The 2,743-nt window shown below is 65.2% G+C and carries 3 protein-coding genes and 1 pseudogene; 2 read left to right on the forward strand and 2 right to left on the reverse strand.

Features of this window, described 5'->3' with window-relative positions; genetic code table 11:
- Together BGO62_RS00810 and BGO62_RS00815 are read right to left on the reverse strand one after the other, a co-directional pair.
- On the reverse strand, window positions 1–1,048 hold a 1,048-nt coding region (locus BGO62_RS00810; protein ID WP_296638586.1), incomplete at its 3' end, for a heavy metal translocating P-type ATPase metal-binding domain-containing protein.
- An 84-nt stretch (window positions 1,049–1,132) separates the two neighbouring features.
- Window positions 1,133–1,708, reverse strand: coding sequence for an OmpW family outer membrane protein (locus tag BGO62_RS00815; RefSeq protein WP_296638591.1), 576 nt, complete (start codon window positions 1,706–1,708; stop codon window positions 1,133–1,135).
- Window positions 1,709–1,814: 106 nt separating this feature from the next.
- Between BGO62_RS00815 and aat the strand changes: the two genes are divergently transcribed.
- Window positions 1,815–2,507, forward strand: coding sequence for a leucyl/phenylalanyl-tRNA--protein transferase (gene aat / locus BGO62_RS00820; protein WP_296638593.1), 693 nt, complete (start codon window positions 1,815–1,817; stop codon window positions 2,505–2,507).
- A pseudogene (locus BGO62_RS00825) lies at window positions 2,494–2,743 on the forward strand (arginyltransferase); the annotation flags it as partial. The gene aat and the pseudogene BGO62_RS00825, both read left to right, overlap by 14 nt.

Consider the following 2,743-nt stretch of genomic DNA (forward strand, 5'->3'; position numbering starts at 1 on the left):
GCACCAGCACATGGTCGCCGACCGCCAGCCGGGCCACCGGCACCTGCTCCTCGTCGCGCGCCGGCCAGTTGGGCAGCCGCGTGGTGGCGGCGGGGATCAGCTTCACCAGTTCCTCGATCGCGGCGCCGGCGCGGCGGCGCGCGTTCATTTCGAGAAAGCGCCCGGTCAGGAGCAGGAAGACGAACATGGTGACCGAGTCGTAATACACCTCGCCGCGGCCGGAAAAGGTGCCGTAGACGCTGGCGACGAAGGCAGTGCCGATGCCCAGCGCCACCGGCACGTCCATGCCCAGGGTGCGGCGCTTGACGTCGCGCCAGGCGCCGATGAAGAACGGCCACGCCGAATACACCACGACCGGAATGGTGAGGATGAGGCTCGCCCAGCGCATCAGCAGGCGGATGTCGGTGGTCATGTCGGTGGCGATGTAGGTCGGCAGCGCATACATCATCACCTGCATCATGCCGAGCCCGGCGATGGCCAGCCGCTTGATCGCGGTGTTGCGCTCGCGCTTGTGGATGTCGTCGGAACGGCCGGGGTCGAAGGGGTGGGCGATGTAGCCGATGTCCGACACCGCTTTCAGAATCGCCGACAGTTGGATGCGGCTGTTGTCCCAGCGCACCCGCGCGCGGCGGGTGGCGTAGTTGATCTCCACCGACAGCACGCCGGGCAGCGCCGCGATGTGGCGTTCGTTCAGCCAGATGCACGCGGCGCAGACGATGTTTTCCAGGATCAGTGCGGCCTCGCGGATGTTCTCCGTTTCCGTCCGCACGAAGCTTTCCTGGATTTCCGGCAGATCGTACAGCCCCAGCTGCGCCAGTTCGGCCTCCGCCTGCTGGGGCGTGGCGGGCAGCGCGGTGCGGTGGGCGTAATACGCGCCCTGGCCGCTGTCGACGATGGTCTGCGCCACCGCCTGGCAGCCGCGGCAGCAGGCCCGGCGCGTTTCGCCTTCGAACTGGATGGGGTAGGCCGCGCCGTCCGGCACGGGCAGGCCGCAGTGGAAGCAGCCCGAAAAAGACGGGGCGTCCGCGAGTCTAGGAGAGTGGCTCACGCATCGCCCCGCAGGAGAACGCTATGGCGCGGCAAACCCGGGAGAGAGATCGGGCCGGCCGCAGGCGTCAGGTGCAGCTTGTTGTCAGAAACGGAACCCGTAGCCGATACCCCACACCACCGGATTGATTTCCAGGTTGGTGAGCTTGACGCCGTTGTTTTTGACGTCGGTATCGATCCAGATTTTCTTAACGTCGAGGTTGATATAGCCATTCTTGGTTACCGCAATGTCCACGCCCGCCTGCAGGGCGCCGCCGAAGCTGTTATTGCCGACGCTCAGGCCGGGAGCAAGATCGACATTATAGAAGCGGGTGTAGTTCACGCCCGCACCAACGTAGGGCTTGATCGTCGGCGTGGGGTTGAAGTGGTACTGCAGCGTCAGCGTCGGCGGCAGGTGGTTCAGCTTGCCGAGGCTGGCGCCGTTCAGCGTCACTTCGTGGCGCGCGGTGCCGAGAATGAGTTCCACCCCGATGTTGGGCGTGACGAAGTAGGTGAAGTCGACTTCCGGCACCCATTCGCTGGATACGTCGAGGCCCGGCAGGCCCGAGGATTTGACGTCGGGGGCGATGTCGATGGCGCGCACGCGCATCATCCAGTTGTCGGCCAGGGCGGAGGCGGGCAGGGCGGCAATCAGTGCAAGGGCAAGCAGGGAGTTCTTCATGTTCACGGCTCCTGTCAAAAAAGATAAAAATATAAACAAGACATGCATATCGTAATAAATAAACAATCGGGGCGCAAGCCAAAAATGAATCCGCTACCATGGCGGCATGAGCGAATGTTTCCAAAAAGCCACATTCTTTCCCGCGGTCGAAACCGCGCTCGCCGACCCCAACGGCCTGCTGGCGATGGGAGGCGACCTGTCGGCCGAGCGCCTGCTGGATGCTTATCGCCACGGCATCTTTCCCTGGTTCAACCCCGGCGAACCCATCCTGTGGTGGAGCCCCGATCCGCGCATGGTGCTGGTACCGGGCGAGATCCGCGTCACCCGCTCGCTGGCCAAGCGCATCCGCAATGGCGGCTTCGAGACGCGCGTGGACACGGCGTTTGCCGAGGTGATGCGCGCCTGCGCCGCACCGCGCGCTGGCGCATCCGGCACCTGGATTTCCCCGGCGATGGTGGCGGCCTACACCCGCCTGTTCGATGCCGGCTACGCGCATTCGGTGGAAACCTGGCGCGACGGCAAGCTGGTGGGCGGTTTGTACGGCGTGGCGATCGGCCGCATGTTCTACGGCGAGTCGATGTTCAGCCGCGAACCCGATGCCTCCAAGGTGGCGCTGGTGCGGCTGGCGCAGCAGTTGCGGCGCTGGGAATTCGGCCTCATCGACTGTCAGATGGAGACCCCGCATCTGGCCAGCCTGGGCGCGCGCACGCTGCCGCGTGCGGCGTTCACGGCAAGGCTGGCGGAGTTGGTAAACTTGCCGCATCGGCCCGGCCCCTGGAATTTCGATGCATCCGACTGAACCGCCGTTCCAGCGCATCCAGTTTTACCTGACCGCGCATTACGACTGCAGCTATCTGCCGGGCCGGCGCTCGCGCTCGCAAGTCGCCACGCCCACCCACCTGATCGACGCCCATGCCTACAGCGCGCTGATCCGCGCCGGCTTTCGCCGCAGCGGACAGTTCACCTATCGCCCGCATTGCGAACACTGCCATGCCTGCGTGCCGGTGCGGGTCGACGTTGCGGGCTTCGTCCCCA

The sequence above is a fragment of the Thiobacillus sp. 65-1402 genome (assembly GCF_001897685.1).
In the GTDB taxonomy this organism is placed as follows: Bacteria; Pseudomonadota; Gammaproteobacteria; order Burkholderiales; family Thiobacillaceae; genus Thiobacillus.